Below are 17723 nucleotides of genomic sequence, written 5' to 3' on the forward strand. Positions count from 1 at the left end.
GGTTAGGCAAGCGCTACAGTCCGCCGGTCAGTTCGGGCACCGCCATGAACAGATCGCCCACCAGACCGTAGTCGGCCACGCTGAAAATCGGCGCTTCCGGGTCCTTGTTGATCGCCACGATGACCTTCGAGTCCTTCATGCCAGCCAGATGCTGGATCGCACCCGAGATGCCCACCGCCACGTACAGTTGCGGCGCGACGATCTTGCCGGTCTGGCCCACCTGGTAGTCGTTCGGCACAAAGCCCGCGTCCACTGCAGCGCGCGATGCGCCGAGGGCCGCACCCAGCTTGTCCGCCAACGGCTCGAGCACCTTGGTGTAGTTCTCGCCGCTGCCCAGACCGCGACCACCAGAAACGATGATCGACGCCGAGGTCAGTTCCGGACGGTCCAGCTTCGTGACTTCACGGCTCACGAACTGCGACAGGCCGCTGTCCGCTGCCGCTTCGATCTTCTCGACCGCTGCGCTGCCCCCTTCTGCTGCCACCGGGTCGAAGCCGGTGGTGCGCACCGTGATGACCTTGATCGGATCGCTCGATTGAACCGTTGCGATCGCATTGCCTGCATAGATCGGGCGCTCGAACGTGTCGGCGGAATCCACTGCAGTGATATCGCTGATCTGCGCGACATCCAGCTTCGCGGCGATACGCGGGGCAATGTTCTTGCCGTAAGCGGTGGCCGGAGCCAGGATATGCGAGTAGTCCTTCGCAATGTTCAGCACGGTGGCTTCGACGTTTTCCGCGAGGCCCGCTTCGAGTTGCGGCGCGTCGGCCAGCAGCACCCTGGCGACGCCTGCAACCTTCGCTGCCGCGTCAGCCGCGGCTTGCGCGTTGTGACCCGCAATCAGCACGTGCACATCGCCGCCAACGAGTTTGCCAATCTCGGTCGCCGCAGCAACCGTATTGAGCGTCGCCGCTTTCAGCGACGCATGGCCCCCCAAGGGGACTTGCTGCGCGGCGTCGTGTTCCGCAATTACCAGAATCGTCATTTCGTCCGTCTCCTGCCGACCAGAGTTATCGCTTTAGCTGTCGACCAGAGTTCACGCTTTAGCGCGCTACTCTGGTCCCATGCAGAGCTCTTACTCTGGTCCCATGTTAGTGATCACAGCACCTTGGCTTCGGTCTTCAGCTTCTCGACCAGCGTCTTCACGTCAGCGACCTTCACACCAGCGCTGCGCTTCGGCGGCTCGACAACCTTCAGCGTCTTCAGGCGCGGCGTCACGTCAACGCCGAGGTCTTCCGGCTTGAGCGTTTCCAGCGGCTTTTTCTTCGCCTTCATGATGTTCGGCAGCGTCACATAACGCGGCTCGTTCAGGCGCAGATCGGTGGTGACCACGGCCGGCAGCGTCAGCGACAGCGTTTCCGCACCGCCGTCCACTTCGCGCGACACCGTTGCCTTGCCGTCCGCCACCACAACCTTCGAGGCAAACGTCGCCTGCGGCAGGTTAGCCAGCGCAGCCAGCATCTGACCGGTCTGGTTCGAATCGTCGTCGATAGCCTGCTTGCCCAGAATGACCAGCGAAGGCTGTTCCTTGTCGACCAGCGCCTTCAGCAGCTTGGCGACAGCCAGCGGCTGCAGGTCTTCCGACGACTCGATCAGGATCGCGCGGTCCGCGCCGATCGCCAGCGCCGTGCGCAGCGTTTCCTGCGCCTGCGTCACGCCACACGACACAGCGATCACTTCAGTCGCCACGCCCGCTTCCTTCAGACGTACCGCCTCTTCCACGGCGATTTCGTCGAACGGGTTCATCGACATCTTTACATTCGCAATGTCGACGCCCGTACCGTCCGACTTCACCCGGACTTTCACGTTGTAATCGACCACCCGTTTAACGGCCACCATCAACTTCATTGCACTCTCTCCAGTGTTCAGTTACGCCCGTTAAAAACGTCGACACACATCCATTACCGCAGCGCACTTTTCTCAAGACACTTAGCGTCCCTCGCGCGGCAGTGACATGCGTCCCAACGCCATTTCTTCCGCGCGCTCCCATGTTGTCCGACGATCTATTCCCCGTATCAATCCGCCAACAGACGACGGGCTACGATCAGTCGATGAATCTCATTAGTTCCTTCGATGATCTGGTTCAACTTCGCATCGCGCATCATCCGTTCGACCGGAAATTCTTTCGAATAACCATAGCTACCGAGCACCTGGACCGCTTCGGTTGTGACTTCCATGGCAACATCCGTCACAAAGCATTTCGTGATCGAAGAAAGCATGTTAAGTCGCGAGTGATCGCCGGAATCGATTTCGTCTGCACAGTTGTAGAGCAGGTTGCGCGCGGCTTCCACCTTGATCGCCATATCGGCGAGCTTGAACTGCATGCCCTGGAATTCAGCAATAGGCCGGCCAAACTGCCTGCGCTCCTTGGCGTACGCGACGGCGACATCGAGAGCGCCTTGCGCGAGTCCGAGCGAGGTGGCTGCGATGGTCGGGCGATTCAGGTCCAGCACCTTCATGCAGGCCTTGAAGCCTTCACCCTCCGCGCCAATCCGGCAGTCGGCGCCTACGCGCATGTCGTCGAAGAAAAGTTCATGATTCGGCGCCCCGTTACGCCCCATCTTGCGTTCCTGCCGTCCGAGACGGAAACCAGGTGTCGTGGTGTCGACCAGAAACGCGCTGATGCCATCCGAGCCAGCCGACTCCGAGGTTTTCGCAAAAAGCAGCACGTAGTGTGCGTGGCCGCCCCACGTAATCCAGTTTTTCTGTCCGTTGATGACGTACGAATCGCCGTCCTTCACCGCACGAGTGCGAATGGACGACACATCGGAGCCGGCCTGAGGCTCGGTCACTGCAATCGCGGTCACAAGCCGGCCTTCTGCCGAGAGGGGTAACCAGCGCTTTTTCTGTTCCTCCGTACCGAACTGCAGGAGCGGCAATACAAAAGATATCGAGTTGTTGCCGCACAGTGTGGCGGCCGCAAGCGAGACCTTGGCGATCTCTTCCTTGACGACGCACACGGTTTTCAGGTTGCCGCCCGGTCCGCCGTATTCCTCCGGCAGCCACAATTGCAACAGCCCCATGTCCCCGAAGACCGGAACCAGTTCGGACGGGAAGCGGTCGCTTTCTTCCATTCCCTCCACGAGCGGCACAACGTGCTTCTGCACCATCCGACGGACAGAGTCGCGGATCGCGACGAGATCTTCATTCAGACGCATATTCACTCCGATAGTCGACGCTCGTGCCTGACAATCAATAGCTCGGAAACGAGAGTCCGCCGTTGATGCTGAGTGTCGATCCGGACACCTGATCCGATTCCTTGCTGGACAGGTAAAGGATGTACTCGGCCAGATCCTCGGCGGTGTTGAGTTTGAATTTCACGCGTTGCTCGGCCTTCGTAAACGCCTTGACAATGACTTCCTGAGAGCCGGCATCTTTAGCCGCGAGAAACCGGTCATGCGCGGGCGTTCCGGTCGTCAGCGTGGTCGCCACCGAATTGATACGGATACCCAGGCTTGCGAGCTCCGCGCCAAGCGCCCGCGTGAGGAACATGATCGAAGCGCCGGCCGCGCCGATCATCGATTCGCTCGGGGTTGGGATGCGCGCGGCATCCGTAGTAACCAGGACGATTTTTCCGTAGCGCTGCTCGCGCATGAACTTCGTAGCCGCGTGCACTGCGTTCAGGCGTGGCATTAGCCGGCTCGTCAAACACGCAATGCCTTCTTCTGGTGCCATGTCGACAAAGAGCTTGGGCTTGGGTTCACGCGGACCGCCACTTGCCACGACGATGTCCACCTTGCCGAACTGCTCGACCGCACGGGCGACAGCCTGTTCGATGCCTTGATAAGTCAGCAGGTCGCTGTTCACAAACACGCGCTTGCCGGGATAGCCGCCGCATTCTTCGATGAGCGAGCAGGCCGCCGCTTCGTCGCGGCCCTGGATCACGACGCTCGCGCCGCATTGCGCCAGCTTTTTGACCGATGCGCGTCCGATTCCCTTCGTGCCACCCAGCACGACCGCCGACGAGCCAGTGAGTTCAGTAAGCATGTGTCGCCATTCCCTTCTTTGAGCCCGCTGCTTGCAGGCGATTGAGCCGAGGTCTCGCTGGCGGCGATGTCGCTCACCAGCGGTACCGATCGTTCATCCGTTCTCTTTGGTCTCGCCGTCGTAACGTGCTTCCCGCGTGTGCGCCGCACCGCTCACCCCCTTATTGCGACGTTCCTTCATGAAGTTGCTTTCGTCAGCTTCGTAGCGAATGTTCGTACCGAGCGCATGCATCACATAGCCGTGGACGAATTGCGACGTCATCCCCATCGAGTCCAACGACAGATGGGTCGCCGCCTTGCCGATCGCGATCGCATCCCTCGGCAAGCGCACGATGCGCTCGGCCCAGTCTTCTCCAGCTGCCGCGAGTTCGCTTGCCGGCACCGCCTTGTTCACCAGACCGATCCTCGCGGCTTCGGTGCCGCTCATGACTTCACCGAGCAGCAGGATCTCGCGAGCTTTTTTTGGACCTAGCGCGAGAATATTGATGCTCGTCAAATAGGACGCACCCGCCAGCCCCATCTTCTGTTCGGGGTGACCGATCTTCGCGTCTTCCGCCGCAATGGCGAGGTCGCTTGCTTCGACGAGGTACAGTCCGGCGCCGACGCAGTAGCCCTGCACCAACGACAAAGTCGGCTTCGTGCAATACAGCAGTTGCCGGAACTGCTCGACATGACGCTTATCGAAACTCAACCGGATACGCTGGCTGGGACGACGGGCGCCTGGGTCCTTCGAAAAGCCGTATTCCGCGCCGCCCACCTGGGCCAGATCGTGACCGGTCGAGAAATCCCGGCCTTCGCTGCGAAAAATGATCGCGCGCACGTCATCGTCGCCTTCAGCGCGCTCGACGTGCTCCATCAGGCGATCGAACATTTCGTAGGTCAGCGCGTTGCGCTTGTCGTCGCGGCAAAACGTGATGTATGCCCGGCCATCCTTCGACTCGTACTTCACGAGATCCCTCAAATCGTCGCTCATCGCTCCTCCTTCTCTGAAACGGTTGGTCAACCCATCTTGCTCAAGCGCGAACTTGCCGGGACGACCATGTTGCAAAACGTGGTGCCGCTGCACGAAAGTGCTCGCCTTTTATGGTTCATTGGATGAACCTTTGATATATGGTTGATGAATTGTCGAAGGATGTCAAGTGCTGGAATCCAGCAGTGGGGTGGGACGAAGGAATGTCGTGGCACCGCGCACACACGAGCGGCGCGGCGACACGAGTCACCGCCCCTGTACCCATACGGACGTTGGAACGCGTCAATCGGGCGTTCAAGGATGACGACTTGAAGATTCAGACGCGAGCGGGTAGCATCTGCGCAAAGCCATGAATGGATGAATCATTGAAATGACCACGAACCGACCATCGGGCCGAGTTGCCGCGCGTACTGCCGGCAACGACGCCACCGGCGCCTCACCCGCGACAGCGCGCCCCGCGCCCGCCTATGCGCCTGTGCAGACGCGCCGCGCGTTCGAAGCGGTCGCCGATCAGATCCGCAATCAGCTTACGAGCGGCGCGTTGCAGCCCGGCGACCGGTTGCCTTCGGAGCGCGAACTGGCCGAATCGTTCAGCCTGAGCCGCAACACGGTACGCGAGGCGCTGCGCTCGCTGGAAAACGCCGGTGTGCTCGAATTCCGCAAGGGCGCCACCGGAGGCGCCTTTGTGCGCGAAGGCCAAGGCGATGCGGTCATCGCAGGCTTTTCCGACTTGTTCCGACTGGGCGCGATCAAACCGGCCGACCTGACCGAAGCGCGCCTGATCGTCAGCGTCGCAGCCACGCGCTTTGCCTGCCAGCGCGGCAAAGACGACGATTTCGAACTGCTGCGCGAGAATATCCGGCAGAGCGAACAGGCGGTTGCCCAAGGGAATGTGAAGGAAAGGGTACGCATCAACCTCGAATTTCACCGGCTGCTCGCGCGCGCTGCGCGCAATCCGGTACTCATCATTCTGACTGACGCACTGGTCCAGATTCAAGAACAGTTACTCGAGGTGTTGACCCCACTGCCCGACAGTTCTGTAATGCCGTCCCGCAAGCGCCTGCTCAAGTACCTGATCGCACGTGATGAGGACAAAGCGGCTGCGGAAATGGAGACGCATCTGAAAACGCTGCAAAAGCACTACCTTTTACAAAATCTGGACGCGAAGCGCGCCGACTGACCCCCTACCTCCTGCGATGCGCTGCTCGTGGATTGTCTTCCACGAGCACACGCTTCTTATTCGCTGCGCGCACCGATCGCGCCTGCCTCGAAAAAGGCTGCGATCTGGCCGGATGTAAAGCCGAATTCTTCCAGCACCGTCGAAGTCGACGCTCCGGGAATCTCGCCGAGACGCCGTACGCATGTCGCCGTACCCGTGAGTCGGACTGGATTGCCGATTTGCACCACCGGTTCATCTTCGTGCGGCAACGACATCACCGTGCCCCGCTCGATGAGGTGCGGATTGCCGAGCGCCTCGTGAAAGTCGTTTACCGGCTCGGCCTGAACGTCCTGACGCTCGAATATGGCGAGCCATTCGACGAGATCCCTCGCCGCAATCGCGCGCTCGATCGAAGCGCGCATCTCGCACCATTGCGCGGCGTCATGCTGCATGCCTGCGAATTCTTCCCGGCCAATCGCCTTGCAGAATCTCACCCAGAAACGCGGTTCAATATTTGTCGTGCAAATGAACTTGCCGTCTCGCGTGCGCCAGATGCCGCAATCGACGCGGTGACTTCCTCGCTGCGGCACGTTGGCCGGGTCGGGGTTGCGTGCAAGAAACCAGGCGGAAAAAGTCATTGCAGAATCGAGCATCGAAATATCAATTGCGCGACCCTGCCGATCGTGGCGTTCCCCGATGTGCGCGATCAGGACGCCCAGCGCTGCATTGAGACCGGTTATGACGTCCGCGACGGGTACGTTCGGAAATGACGGACGATCCGCATTCTCTCCGACTCGCGACAGCACGCCGGAGAGCGCCAGTGCAAGCTGATCGTGGCCCGGTTTGCTGCGGTACGGGCCCGTTTGTCCAGCGAAGGTGACAGAGCAATAGTGCAAACCCGGATTCACCTGCTGTACGAGGTCTCGTCCGAGCCCGAGCCCGTCCAGCACGCCGGGGCGATAATCCTCAACGAGTACACTCGCATCGCGCAGCAATGGACGCAAGATCTCGGACGCGCTAGCGTGCCCCAGATCCACAACAATGCTCTCCTTGTTTCTTGCCAACGTCTCTGCGGCTTTCGCCCTTTCCCGCTGCGCGGCGCTCAAGCCGCCCAGGTTGAATGCCGATGACAGTTTCTCTAATTCCCGAGGGTTCTCAATCCGGATCACTCGCGCGCCGAAATCGGCCAGCATCCAGGTACACAGTTGGGCTGGCAGAAAGCGTGAGAAGTCCAGCACCGTCAGTCCGGCCAATGGCTGAGCTACCTTTGGAGCCCTACTGGATGTAGCGGTCGTCTTCATGATCAAGGGCTGCAAAGGAAACACTTATCAGGCGCTGACAACAGGCGCCTTTCGCATCAGGCACAGGATCACCGCGCCCACCAGCGGGCCAGCCGCAATCACGGCGAGTGTCATGTCGAGGGAGCGGCCATGAGCGAATACGTAACCCGCCAGCATGGGCGAAACAAAACTGCCGATCGACCAGACCGTGTTGACGAATCCCGCTGCAGCGCCCGCAAGACGTGGGCCAGACGCTTGCGTGTACAAGCCGATCAGCAGCGGCGTATAGCCATACGCGGCTGCGCCCAGCAAGGGGGCGATCACATAGTATCCAGTCATCGACGCGCAATTGCCGAATACGGCCAGCAATGCCATGAAGATCACGAGATCCGCCACGGCGACCAGTTTGGCATACGCGTTCAGCGTGTCGTATAGCCATCCAAAGAGCGGCTTCGACAGAAAAGCGCCAACACCGAACCCCATCAGCACCGAGCCGGCAGTCACGGGTGACAGACCGTGTGCGACGGTCAACAATGCATTGGCCCACGCAACGAAGCCGAGCGTCCCGTAAAGGGCCCCTGCGCCACCAAGCGCGACCAGCACAATATTGCGATTTTTCAGTAGCGATATGAACTGCGCGCCGGTGATCCTTGGTGTGGAATGCCCGGCCGGTGCATTCCTTACTACGAGCACGCAGATTGCCGTGAACACGAATGTCGCAATGCCGAGCATCTGGTAAGCGCCCTGCCAACCGTACGCAGCGGCAAGCCGGGGCACCGTGGCGTTGGCGATTACGACGGACACCGACGTCCCCGTCGCCCAGATGCCGAATGCGCGGCCTTTATCCTTGTTGAACCATGTCGTCAGCACCTTGATCGTCGCACCATATTCCGCACCTGCGGCAAAACCCATTAATAGGTGCAGCACGATGCCAGCGGTAAAGGTCTGGATGAAGCTGAAACAGAACGTGAGTACCGCCAGTGGAAACATCGACATGGCCAGAGTCGCGCGGCTACCGAACTTGTCGGCAAGAATGCCGCCTATGGGGCACGAAACGGTGTAACCGACATAAAAGGCGGTCGTGAGCGAACCGAGCAACGCGAGCCTGAACCCCAACGTGTGACCTACCGGCGCCGCGATGCTGGCCCATGCGAAGCGGTCCACGCAACTCACCGTAAACGCGGTCCAGATCACTAGCAGAATGATCCAGCGATATCCGCTACTGGTGGCCTGCTGCGCCACGGTCGGCATTAGTTCACCAGGTACCAGCTGGGTGTTCGATTTCATCAGGTCCTCTCCGGGGTGCTCTGCCGTCAGAACCTCGCGTTCCTGGGGCGGACGCCAAATGGTTCATCCATTGAATAATTGTGACAATTAGCGTATACCTTGGTATCGCATCACCGAGTGAGAGCAGGCCTATCACGCCACGGGTTTCGCATGGTATAAACACTTCATTGGTCCATCCAATGAAATTTTCAATTTTAGAGTCATGCCACCATGAGCGAACCTGTAGCTTCATCCCGAGCCTGTTCCCGCTCCCCGTCGCTGTTCATTCTGGTCTGCATTACGCTCTCCGGTACCTTTCCGCTCCATGTGTTCGTTCCCGCGTTGCCATCAGCTGCGCACGATCTGCGTGCATCCGCGGCGGGAATCGGACTGACGATCACGCTCTACACCGTCGGCCTGTCCATCGGTCAACTAGTCTACGGACCGTTATCTGACCGTTACGGCCGTCGGCCCGTGCTCTTATCCGGTTTGTCGCTCTTCGCGATCGCCAGCGTCGCGGCTGTGTATGCGCCCTCGTTGCGAGGACTTGAGCTGGCGCGTGTTGTCCAGGCGCTCGGAGGCTGCTCCGGTCTCGTGCTCGGCCGGGCGATTGCGCGCGACAGTTCCGGGTCGACTACGCTGATCCGACGCCTCGCCACCCTCAGCATCGCGATGGCCGTCGCCACCGCGGTCGCGCCGATCATTGGCGGCCAGATCGTCGAGCATCTCGGCTGGCGCGCAATCTTTGTCGCACTGAGCATCGCCAACGTGCTGGTTCTGGTCGCCGTCTGGCTCACGGTCGCGGAAACGCATACCGCATTGCGCGACTTCAAGATCAACCGCTACCTAAAAAGCTACGTCAGGCTGCTCCGAACGCCGGCCTTCCTCGCACACAGTGTGGGAGGCGCAAGCGCGACCACGGGGATCTACGCGTTTCTCTCCGCCTCACCGTTCATCCTCGAGTCGCGTTTGGGCTTGTCGGCACAGGCGTTCGGCTTCGCGTACTGCTCGCTGGTAGTCGGCCTCGCTAGCGGCCAGACCACCGCCAAACGGATCGCCGGCGGCGTGTCGGCGCGCACCGCCCTGATCGCCGCAAGCCTCATCATGGCGGCGGCGTCTATCAGTCTGCTGGTTTCGTATGTTTCCAATACGCTGTCGGTCGTGTCGGTCATGGCGCCGATGATCGTGATGTTCTTCGCCACGGGCCTCGCCAGTCCCTATGCGATCAGCAGCGCGCTGGAAGTCGACCAATCGGTAATCGGCGCAGCCGCCGGACTTTATGGGTGTCTGCAGATGGGGTATGGCTCCCTGTGCACAGCCGCCGTCGGGCTGTATCCTAACGACCCCACCCTCTCGATGATCGCCGCCCTACTGGTGTCGAGCGGCATCGCGTGGGGCTCGTTCATGGCGTCACCGCGCCGGCGCGTTCCGGCGGATCAGGGGTCGATTGCCTAGACGCTGAAGAGCAACAGCCAATGACACCCGAAGGCATACGCGGTATGCAGCGTACCGCGCGCGGTACGCGCCATGTGGCAGGAGCAGACGGCCTTATACAGGGCCAAACGGAACAACAGCGATCAGACTGAATCAAACAGGATCAAGCGCGACGAGATCGCGCGCCGCAGCTTCAGCAGCCCGAAGGCCGAATACTGCCGCCTTGATGAGACCGCCGACATACCCCGAGTTGGCACCGCCTTCAATGCCGCCCGTCGTCGCGCCGGCCGCATACAGCCCTGGAATTGGACGGTCAAGCGAATCGAGCGCCCTGCCATGCGCGTCGATCACAATGCCGCCCATCGTGTACGTGATGCCTGCACAGAGCGGAATAGCGACATAGTCAGGACCTTTGATTAGTGCTGCGCCGGTCGCAAGCGTCGCGGGTTTGACAGTACGCGAGGGCACCAGGCCGGCAAGTTGTCCCTGCGCGACCGCCTTGTTGTAGCTGCCAAGTGTGTTCGCGAGGACAAGTGCGTCCATATTCAGTTTCGCCGCGAGCGCATCGATGCCGCGCGCGCGGTGCACAGTTGCGCCGCGCTGCTCCAGGGCCGGATTCGGCGGCAACAGGAACGCTCGTCCGGCCTGCTCCCATATAGCTTCATCCAGCACGACGAACGACGACAACGGCTCATCGAGCGTAGCAATCGCGTTGGCAAGGGCAACGCCGCCAAGGCCTTCGTCGGCAAAGCGCCTGCCACTCGCATCGACGACGATCGCAGCGGACGCCACGATGTCCAGCACCGGATATGGCCATAACGATTCGTCGTGCAGCGCGTCCTTGTGCTGCACATGCCCATAGAACCGGTTCATCCCCGTGAGCGCGGCGCCCGCCTTCTGGGCCATACGGATACCGTCTCCCATGCCGGTGCCTGCGCCACGCTTGCATAGATGGTCGGGGCGCGGCGATATGTACCTTCGAACCATCTCCGCATTGCCTTGAAAACCGCCATCGGCTAGCAGCACCGCGCGAGCCTCAATCGCGTTCTCGCTGCCGTCGCGCATTTGCGCGGCGACTCCTACGCAGCATCCCTCCACCAGACACAGCTCTTGAGCCCGCACACTTCGAATGAAACGGCCGCCCGCTGCCACGAATGACGCTTCAAGCCTTTGGAGCAGCAGATCGCCTCCCTTACCACGCCAGTGATTCTGAAAGCCGGTCTCCCGCAAACTGAATGGCATCAGCATGTTGCCCATGAACGGGTACTCGCCGCCTCGTCCGAACTGCGCGCCTTGCTGTGAAAGCCACGCTACGACCCTTGCGCCATCGGCGGCGAGCGCTTGCGCGAGCGTCTCGTCCCGCAAGCCGGCGGTGGCTTCGACAATCGCAGCGCACAACGCCTCCGGCGTCTCGGCCAGGTCGCGAAACGCAATGTGAAACACGCCGCCGGCATAGCGTGAATCGGCTGGATACTGCACATCGCTGCCCGCTTCCAGAACGACCGCGGAGAGGCCCAGCCCGGCCATGCGATTCGCCGCAACGAGGCCCGCGAGTCCGGCGCCGACAATCGCGACGTCGGCAACAAGGGAGGTGTTCGTGCTCACGATTGTTCCGCCGAACCGAGGTACGCCTCGCGGATCGTCGCGTGGTGACGTAGCGACTGGCCAGTTCCGTGCGCGACCATGTTCCCCACCGAAAGCACATATCCGTAATCCGACAAAGCCAACGCTTCGTTCGCATGCTGCTCAACGAGCAGGATCGTCAACCCGGATTGCCGCAGCTTGCGCAACACCTCGAACATTCGCTCGACGACCAACGGCGCGAGCCCGAGCGAGGGTTCGTCGAGCAGCAACAACCTGGGGTCGGCCATCAGCGCGCGCCCGATTGCTACCATCGACTGCTCGCCGCCGCTCAGTGTGATCGCCCGCTGGCCGGCCCGCTCCTTGAGCTTCGGGAAAAGGTCGTACACGTAGTCGAGGCGCTCATGGAAAATGGCCGGATCACGGCGCCGCCGAAGCCTGTGGAAGCCCAGTTTCAGGTTCTCGGCTACGGTGAGTGCCGCAAACACCTGCCGGCCCTCCGGCACCTGGACGATGCCGAGGTCCACCGCCTGCGGCGCAGAGAGTTTCGCGAGAGGCTGGCCCTCGAACGAGATCGTTCCCGACGTAATATTGACCAGCCGCGAGATCGTGTTGATGAGCGTCGATTTGCCCGCGCCGTTCGCGCCGACGACGGAGACGATCGTCCCGGTTCCGATTTCGAGCGAAATCCCGTGCAGCACTTCGGTGCCGCTATAGCCGGCTCGCAGTCCACTAAGCTTGAGCATGCGCACCTCCTGTGCCCAGGTAGGCTTCTATGACTTTCGGGTCCGCCTGTACCGATGCAGCGTTGCCTTCCGCGATCTTCGCTCCATGATCGAGTACGACGATCCGGTGGCACAGGCTCATGATGAAGCCGATATCGTGTTCAACGATCAGAATGGTCAGGCCGTCATCATTGAGCTTGCGCAGCATCCGGCCGAGCGCCGCGGTCTCCTCGTCGTTCAGGCCCGCTGCCGGTTCGTCGAGCAACAGGATGCCTGGCTCGCTCGCAAGCGCACGCGCGATTTCGACGAGACGCTGCTGCCCATGCGGAAGATGCGAAACCGGTTCATCCGCGCGCTCGGCCAGCCCGACAAAGCGAAGCAGTTCCATCGCGCGTGCAGTGCATCTTCGCTCGTCTGCTGCGATACGCCGAAACCGTACCAGCGACGCAATGAATCCGTCGACGAGTTGCGGATGGAACCCGAGCATCACATTTTCGCGCACGCTCAGGCCGCCAAACAGTCGCACGATCTGGAACGTGCGCGCCATACCCATCGCGGCGCGGCGATGCAGTGGCTTGGCCGTGATTTTTTGCTGCCGGTAGATCACTTCGCCGGCGGTAAGACTGTCGACGCCGGTGATCAGATTGAAGGTCGTCGACTTGCCGGCGCCGTTGGGACCGATCAAGCCAACCGCTTCACCCTGCCGTACGTCAAACGACACGTTATCGACCGCGCACAGTCCGCCAAAGCGTTTGACGCCGCCCTCAATCGACAGCAGTTGTGGCGCTTCGATCGGCGCACGTGACACAGTTTGTGCCCTCATCGCCCGGCTCCTTTTTCAATCACATCACCTGCTAACGGTCGTGCATGCGCGCGTCTGCGGCGCCTGGCGGTCACCTTCAACGCCAGCGAAGCGATCAATCCGCACAACCCGTTAGGCAGGAAGATCAGGAACAGCAGCAGGCATAGCCCGTACGCCAATGTTTCGAGGTCACCGAACCGCGTCAGGAATTGCGGCGCGATGACGACTACGACCGCGCCGAGGATAGGCCCGTAACGGGTAGCGAGACCGCCCACCACCGCGATCGTCAGGATCGACACCAGCACAGGGAATTCGCCCATACCGGGGCTTACCTGACGGTTCACCACCGCAAAGCCGATGCCGGCCACACCGGCCATTACCGCACTTAGCACGAACGCCCGCAACTTCTGCAGCGAGACGTTGACGCCAAGTGCGGCGGCCGCACGCTCATCATCGCGGATGGCTTGCAACGAGCGGCCAAGATGACTGGATACGATGAAGTTCTGCAAGCCCAGCGTCACCACGGTTGCGGCGACGATCATGTAGTACAGCGTGATCCGGTCGACCGTCTTTTCTCCTATCGAGATAGCCGGAATGAGCAAGCCGCCGGAGCCGCCCGTCACGTCGATCCAGCGGTTCGCGACGCCGGAGATGACGAGACCGAAGCACAGCGTCGCCATCGCAAGATAATGCGTGCGCAGTCGCAATAACGGCATGCCGATCAGGAAGGCCACGAGCGCGCACACAAGAAGGCTCGCCGGCAATGCAGCCAGTGCGGTGAAACCGGCCTTCGCTTGCAGCAGCGCGTACACATAGGCGGCGATCGCGAAGAATCCCTGATGGCCCATCGAGACTTGCCCCGCATAGCCGTAAAGTAGATTGAAGCCCATGCCAAGGATCGCGTATACACCGATCAGCGAGATCAGTCTGAGTTCGAAGCCGCTCGTCATCACCGCGGGCGCCAGCAACGCGGCAAGCAGGAACAAGGCGAACGGCAGCCGTGCCTGCCGCGACAGCGGTTGGATAGTGACTGTCTTCATTGCCGTGCCGCCTCGAAGTCGCCCAGCAGGCCGTATGGACGCACCAGCAGGACAATCAGGATGAGAAGAAAAATGATGGGCTCGGCATACAGGCTACTGCCGTAGCCCGCGACGAAGGCTTCGAGCACGCCGATTGCAATGCCACCGGCGGCGGCCGCAAACGGGCTGCCCAGGCCGCCGAGGATTGCAGCCATAAAGCCCTTAACCGTCAACTCGACACCCATCGATACCTGGCCACCGAGCAGCGGGCCAACCAGCACGCCCGCGATACCGCTGACCAATGCACTGAACATGAACCCGAAACGCACGACCCGAGCCGGGCGGATGCCCATCAGTTGTGCGATCCGCGGCTGCGCGCCGGTCGCGCGGATGCACAGGCCGAAACTCGTGCGGTAAAGCAGGAACCATGTGACCGTAAGCAGCACGATGAACGCCGACACGATCGCGATCTGTTGAAAATTGGTCGTCAGCGGGCCAACGGTAATAGGGTTGAGCGAAAAGATGTTCGGAACGTAAAGCTGGTTGGGGCCCCAGATCAGTAACGCACTCCCGCTTGCGATGATTGCACCGGCGAGTGTGCCGATCATGATCGTCAAAGGAGGTGCGCCACGCCGCTTGAGTGGCCGGTACACCGCGAACTCCAGTGCGAGTGAGCACAGCAGCACGGTGGCGATCACCGCTGCGATGGCCACCGGGGTCGGCAGACTGCACGTCACCATGAAGAGAATCGCTGACATCGCGCCAACCATCACGAAGTCGCCTTGCGCAAAATTAATGATGCGGTTGGTGCCATAGATGAGCGACAGCGACAGGCCGATCAGGCCGTAAACGCTTCCGTTCGTGAGGCCTGCGAGCAGGAAGACAACGATCTTGTCCATGTCCTTGTCCAACATTAGGAAAACTGAAAGCATTGGCCGCGGACGAGCGCGAAATGATGCATGTTGCGTCCGCTGCTAACGCGGGAGATCAGAGCGGCTTGAACTTGGCCAGATCCGGTTTGACGAGACGCGTGCCGTCGTTAGCCACCTCGACGAACACATACCAGTTCTGATCCGGCGAACCGTGATGCTGCTGGGGCCCGAAGTGGTAAGTCGCACCGGCTTCGCCCTGCAGGCCCTTGAACTGTGTCAGCTTTTCCGTACCGTCGCGCAACGCCTTGCGCGCCTCCTCCAGATTGCCTGCATCAATCGCCTTGAGGACGGCAGGTGTGGCGATAACCTGCAATGCAGCTTTGGCCGCGTCATAGCCGATGACGGGGTAGAGCGTCGGCTGATGGGGTCCAAAGCGTCCGTTGAATGCAGCAAAGAATTTCTGCACATCGGGCCGCGACGGGTCCACCGTGTCCGGAATCAACGCTCCGTCGCTCGCTGTCCCTGCCAGTCTGCGCAGCGTGTCGAGCAGCGCGCTGCGCGACACGACCACCGGCGCGGCGATGTTGAGCTGGTGCGTGGTGCGTAACACACGTGCACCGTCGGCGGCATACGGGAAGACAATCAATACGTCGGGCTTCGCGTCACGCAGGTTGGTGAGTTGCGGCGAAAGATCCGTGGCATTGACGTCATAGGTCTGCTGTGCAGCGACGGCGATGCCCACTTTCTTGAGGGCGGCTGTGGTCGCGCGCGCACCGTCCGTGCCGAACGGCAGCGAGTTATTGATGATTGCGGGCCGTTTGAAACCTTGCCTGGAGAGCAGATCCGCGATCGCGGCGGCGTCCTGCCGGTTCGCCGGACCAAAACGGAAGTGATACGGCGCAGGCGGATCCGTCAGCGAGTCGGTGCCGGCAGACAGGATGAAATAGGGAATCTTGTCTTCCGTCGCAATAGGTATCATCGCTGCCGCCGGGGCCGACGGGTTCCCACCGATGATCAGCAACGCCTTATCGTCTTCCGCGCAGCGCGACGCGAAGGTCGCCGTCAATTGCGGATCTGTCTTGCCGTCGTACGCCACCAGTTGGATCTTATGGCCGCCAATGCCGCCCGCGGCATTGGCTTCATCAATCGCCATCTGCACTGCCTGATAGCCCTGAGTGCCGGTATCCGCCGCGGCGCCGCTACGATCGTCGACGGAGCAGATCACGATGGGATCGGCAGCGTATGCGGGGGGCGCCCCCGCAAGCGTGAGCACCGCGAACGACATCAGTGCTGCCATTTTTGTCGACCGGATTCTCGCTTCCAGCCACCTAACGGGTCGTACGTTGCTCACGGATGTCTCCTGACGATAGGAATCGAATTTCGTCTGTTGTGTTTCAACAGCGACTGCTTGTCATTGGATGAACCTTTGGCTTTATCATAGAGGTGTTGAATTTCCGGTGTCAAGGAAACGTCGGTCGGGGTTTAACCTTGGTACCACGTACGCGCATACGTTTTTCGAACTGATAAAAGAGGTGGACATGAACGACTGCTGCAACACCATGCACGGCGTGCAACTGGCTGAAGCCGGCAACGTCAGGCTCGCGAGCTTGCCTCGGCCCGTGGCCGGTGCCAACGAAGTGCTGCTTCGCGTCCTCGCGGCCGGCTTATGTCAGACGGATCTGCATATCCGCAGCGCGTCCGATTCGCGCACGCCGGATGGGACAACGCTCGGTCATGAGATTGCCGGGGTCGTCGAACAATGCGGCGATGGCGTGACTCGGTGGCGCCGAGGAGATCGCGTGGTCGTTCATCCTTGCTGGTCGTGCGGCATCTGCAGCGCCTGTTTGTCAGGGCGGCAGAACGCTTGCCGGCGCACGGCCGGCAGGCTCGCGCCGCCGCACACCCCGGGCGTCACAAAGAATGGCGGAATGGCCGATTACGTGAGCGTGCCCGAGCAGTCGCTAGTTTCGATCGGCGACCTCGATCCCGCCGTTGCCGCCACGTTGACCGACGCGGCGCTCACGTCCTATCACGCGATCAGAACCTGTGCGGAATTGCTTCAACCGGGCTCGACCACGGTGATCATCGGGCTCGGCGGGCTCGGCAATCTCGCGGCGCAGATTCTGCGCGCGACCACTGCCACCCACATCGTGGGGGCCGATGTCTCGCCGCAGGCGATCGATGCCGCCCGGCCCTGGGTCGACGTAAGCATGCGCGCGGATGCTGGCGATTTCGTCGACACGATCGTCGAGACGACCGATGGCTTCGGCGCCGACGTCGTACTCGACTTCGTAGGCAGCGATACGACGCTTCGCCTGGCGGCGGCGATCGTCGGGCGCTACGGGGCAATTCGTGTGGTCGGTCTGTCGGGCGGCGCCTATCCATTTGTGGCGCGCTCAGCCAACAACACGCTGCCGCGCGGCGTGTCGATCATGTGCCCCTATGGCGGCACCTACGGAGATCTCGCCGCGGTGATCGCGCTGGCCCAGCGCGGCAAGATCCAGCCACTCGTGACGCGCTTCGCGTTGCGCGACGCGATGCGTGCCTTCGATGCATTGCAGGCCGGACAGATTCGCGGGCGCGCCGTGCTGATTCCGGACGGCGACGCCGCGACCGGCATCTGAACGCG

16 protein-coding genes are annotated in these 17723 nt (G+C 61.3%); 3 read left to right on the forward strand and 13 right to left on the reverse strand.

The features are described from left to right. Positions 1-13: 13 nt before the first annotated feature. The 5 genes from P3T40_RS33200 to P3T40_RS33220 form a co-directional block, all read right to left on the reverse strand. Positions 14-985, reverse strand: coding sequence for an electron transfer flavoprotein subunit alpha/FixB family protein (locus P3T40_RS33200; RefSeq protein ID WP_429271949.1), 972 nt, complete (start codon positions 983-985; stop codon positions 14-16). Between the two features lie 113 nt (positions 986-1098). Next, positions 1099-1848: an electron transfer flavoprotein subunit beta/FixA family protein gene (locus P3T40_RS33205; protein ID WP_429271950.1), complete on the reverse strand. Its 750-nt coding sequence runs from the start codon at positions 1846-1848 to the stop codon at positions 1099-1101. A 167-nt stretch (positions 1849-2015) separates the two neighbouring features. Then, entirely contained in the window at positions 2016-3158 is a 1143-nt protein-coding gene (locus tag P3T40_RS33210; RefSeq protein ID WP_429271951.1) for an acyl-CoA dehydrogenase family protein, read from the reverse strand. 34 nt (positions 3159-3192) lie between these two features. After that, positions 3193-3987 (reverse strand): SDR family NAD(P)-dependent oxidoreductase, encoded by a 795-nt coding sequence (locus tag P3T40_RS33215; protein ID WP_429271952.1) that lies wholly within the window; start codon positions 3985-3987, stop codon positions 3193-3195. Between the two features lie 93 nt (positions 3988-4080). Beyond that, positions 4081-4959, reverse strand: coding sequence for an enoyl-CoA hydratase/isomerase family protein (locus P3T40_RS33220; protein WP_429271953.1), 879 nt, complete (start codon positions 4957-4959; stop codon positions 4081-4083). Positions 4960-5326: 367 nt separating this feature from the next. Between P3T40_RS33220 and P3T40_RS33225 the strand changes: the two genes are divergently transcribed. Next, positions 5327-6136, forward strand: coding sequence for a FadR/GntR family transcriptional regulator (locus tag P3T40_RS33225; protein WP_429271954.1), 810 nt, complete (start codon positions 5327-5329; stop codon positions 6134-6136). A 56-nt stretch (positions 6137-6192) separates the two neighbouring features. Here P3T40_RS33225 and P3T40_RS33230 read toward each other — a convergent pair whose 3' ends face one another. Beyond that, on the reverse strand, positions 6193-7416 hold the full coding sequence (locus P3T40_RS33230) for a CaiB/BaiF CoA transferase family protein (RefSeq protein WP_429271955.1): 1224 nt from the start codon (positions 7414-7416) through the stop codon (positions 6193-6195). A gap of 27 nt (positions 7417-7443) precedes the next feature. Beyond that, the gene (locus tag P3T40_RS33235; RefSeq protein WP_429271956.1) at positions 7444-8682 is read right to left on the reverse strand and encodes an MFS transporter; all 1239 of its coding nucleotides are present in this window, start codon (positions 8680-8682) and stop codon (positions 7444-7446) included. A gap of 210 nt (positions 8683-8892) precedes the next feature. On the opposite strand from P3T40_RS33235, the gene P3T40_RS33240 reads away from it, so the two are divergent. After that, entirely contained in the window at positions 8893-10116 is a 1224-nt protein-coding gene (locus P3T40_RS33240) for a multidrug effflux MFS transporter (RefSeq protein ID WP_429271957.1), read from the forward strand. Positions 10117-10248: 132 nt separating this feature from the next. Here P3T40_RS33240 and P3T40_RS33245 read toward each other — a convergent pair whose 3' ends face one another. From P3T40_RS33245 to P3T40_RS33270, 6 genes are all read right to left on the reverse strand, one after another. Continuing rightward, complete coding sequence (locus tag P3T40_RS33245; protein ID WP_429271958.1) at positions 10249-11700, reverse strand: FAD-dependent oxidoreductase; 1452 nt, start codon at positions 11698-11700, stop codon at positions 10249-10251. After that, complete coding sequence (locus P3T40_RS33250) at positions 11697-12422, reverse strand: ABC transporter ATP-binding protein (RefSeq protein WP_429271959.1); 726 nt, start codon at positions 12420-12422, stop codon at positions 11697-11699. The genes P3T40_RS33245 and P3T40_RS33250 overlap by 4 nt, the downstream gene beginning before the upstream one ends. After that, the gene (locus P3T40_RS33255) at positions 12409-13224 is read right to left on the reverse strand and encodes an ABC transporter ATP-binding protein (protein ID WP_429271960.1); all 816 of its coding nucleotides are present in this window, start codon (positions 13222-13224) and stop codon (positions 12409-12411) included. The genes P3T40_RS33250 and P3T40_RS33255 overlap by 14 nt, the downstream gene beginning before the upstream one ends. After that, positions 13221-14243, reverse strand: coding sequence for a branched-chain amino acid ABC transporter permease (locus tag P3T40_RS33260; protein ID WP_429271961.1), 1023 nt, complete (start codon positions 14241-14243; stop codon positions 13221-13223). The genes P3T40_RS33255 and P3T40_RS33260 overlap by 4 nt, the downstream gene beginning before the upstream one ends. After that, positions 14240-15121, reverse strand: a complete 882-nt coding sequence (locus P3T40_RS33265; RefSeq protein ID WP_429271962.1) for a branched-chain amino acid ABC transporter permease — start codon at positions 15119-15121, stop codon at positions 14240-14242. Before P3T40_RS33265 ends, P3T40_RS33260 begins: the two co-directional genes overlap by 4 nt. Positions 15122-15209: 88 nt before the next feature. After that, positions 15210-16445, reverse strand: coding sequence for an ABC transporter substrate-binding protein (locus tag P3T40_RS33270; RefSeq protein WP_429271963.1), 1236 nt, complete (start codon positions 16443-16445; stop codon positions 15210-15212). 187 nt (positions 16446-16632) lie between these two features. Here P3T40_RS33270 and P3T40_RS33275 point away from each other — a divergent pair, with 187 nt between their 5' ends. Next, complete coding sequence (locus P3T40_RS33275) at positions 16633-17718, forward strand: alcohol dehydrogenase catalytic domain-containing protein (protein WP_429271964.1); 1086 nt, start codon at positions 16633-16635, stop codon at positions 17716-17718. The last annotated feature ends 5 nt before the right edge of the window (positions 17719-17723 follow it).

The organism is Paraburkholderia sp. EB58 (assembly GCF_050436665.1).
Lineage (GTDB): Bacteria > Pseudomonadota > Gammaproteobacteria > Burkholderiales > Burkholderiaceae > Paraburkholderia.

Bases quoted from the DNA above. Each gene is read 5' to 3' on its own strand.
- P3T40_RS33200 (WP_429271949.1), bottom strand. From the start codon at position 985: ATGACGATTCTGGTAATTGCGGAACACGACGCCGCGCAGCAAGTCCCC.
- P3T40_RS33205 (WP_429271950.1), bottom strand. From the start codon at position 1,848: ATGAAGTTGATGGTGGCCGTTAAACGGGTGGTCGATTACAACGTGAAA.
- P3T40_RS33210 (WP_429271951.1), bottom strand. From the start codon at position 3,158: ATGCGTCTGAATGAAGATCTCGTCGCGATCCGCGACTCTGTCCGTCGG.
- P3T40_RS33215 (WP_429271952.1), bottom strand. From the start codon at position 3,987: ATGCTTACTGAACTCACTGGCTCGTCGGCGGTCGTGCTGGGTGGCACG.
- P3T40_RS33220 (WP_429271953.1), bottom strand. From the start codon at position 4,959: ATGAGCGACGATTTGAGGGATCTCGTGAAGTACGAGTCGAAGGATGGC.
- P3T40_RS33225 (WP_429271954.1), top strand. From the start codon at position 5,327: ATGACCACGAACCGACCATCGGGCCGAGTTGCCGCGCGTACTGCCGGC.
- P3T40_RS33230 (WP_429271955.1), bottom strand. From the start codon at position 7,416: ATGAAGACGACCGCTACATCCAGTAGGGCTCCAAAGGTAGCTCAGCCA.
- P3T40_RS33235 (WP_429271956.1), bottom strand. From the start codon at position 8,682: ATGAAATCGAACACCCAGCTGGTACCTGGTGAACTAATGCCGACCGTG.
- P3T40_RS33240 (WP_429271957.1), top strand. From the start codon at position 8,893: ATGAGCGAACCTGTAGCTTCATCCCGAGCCTGTTCCCGCTCCCCGTCG.
- P3T40_RS33250 (WP_429271959.1), bottom strand. From the start codon at position 12,422: ATGCTCAAGCTTAGTGGACTGCGAGCCGGCTATAGCGGCACCGAAGTG.
- P3T40_RS33255 (WP_429271960.1), bottom strand. From the start codon at position 13,224: ATGAGGGCACAAACTGTGTCACGTGCGCCGATCGAAGCGCCACAACTG.
- P3T40_RS33260 (WP_429271961.1), bottom strand. From the start codon at position 14,243: ATGAAGACAGTCACTATCCAACCGCTGTCGCGGCAGGCACGGCTGCCG.
- P3T40_RS33265 (WP_429271962.1), bottom strand. From the start codon at position 15,121: ATGGACAAGATCGTTGTCTTCCTGCTCGCAGGCCTCACGAACGGAAGC.
- P3T40_RS33275 (WP_429271964.1), top strand. From the start codon at position 16,633: ATGAACGACTGCTGCAACACCATGCACGGCGTGCAACTGGCTGAAGCC.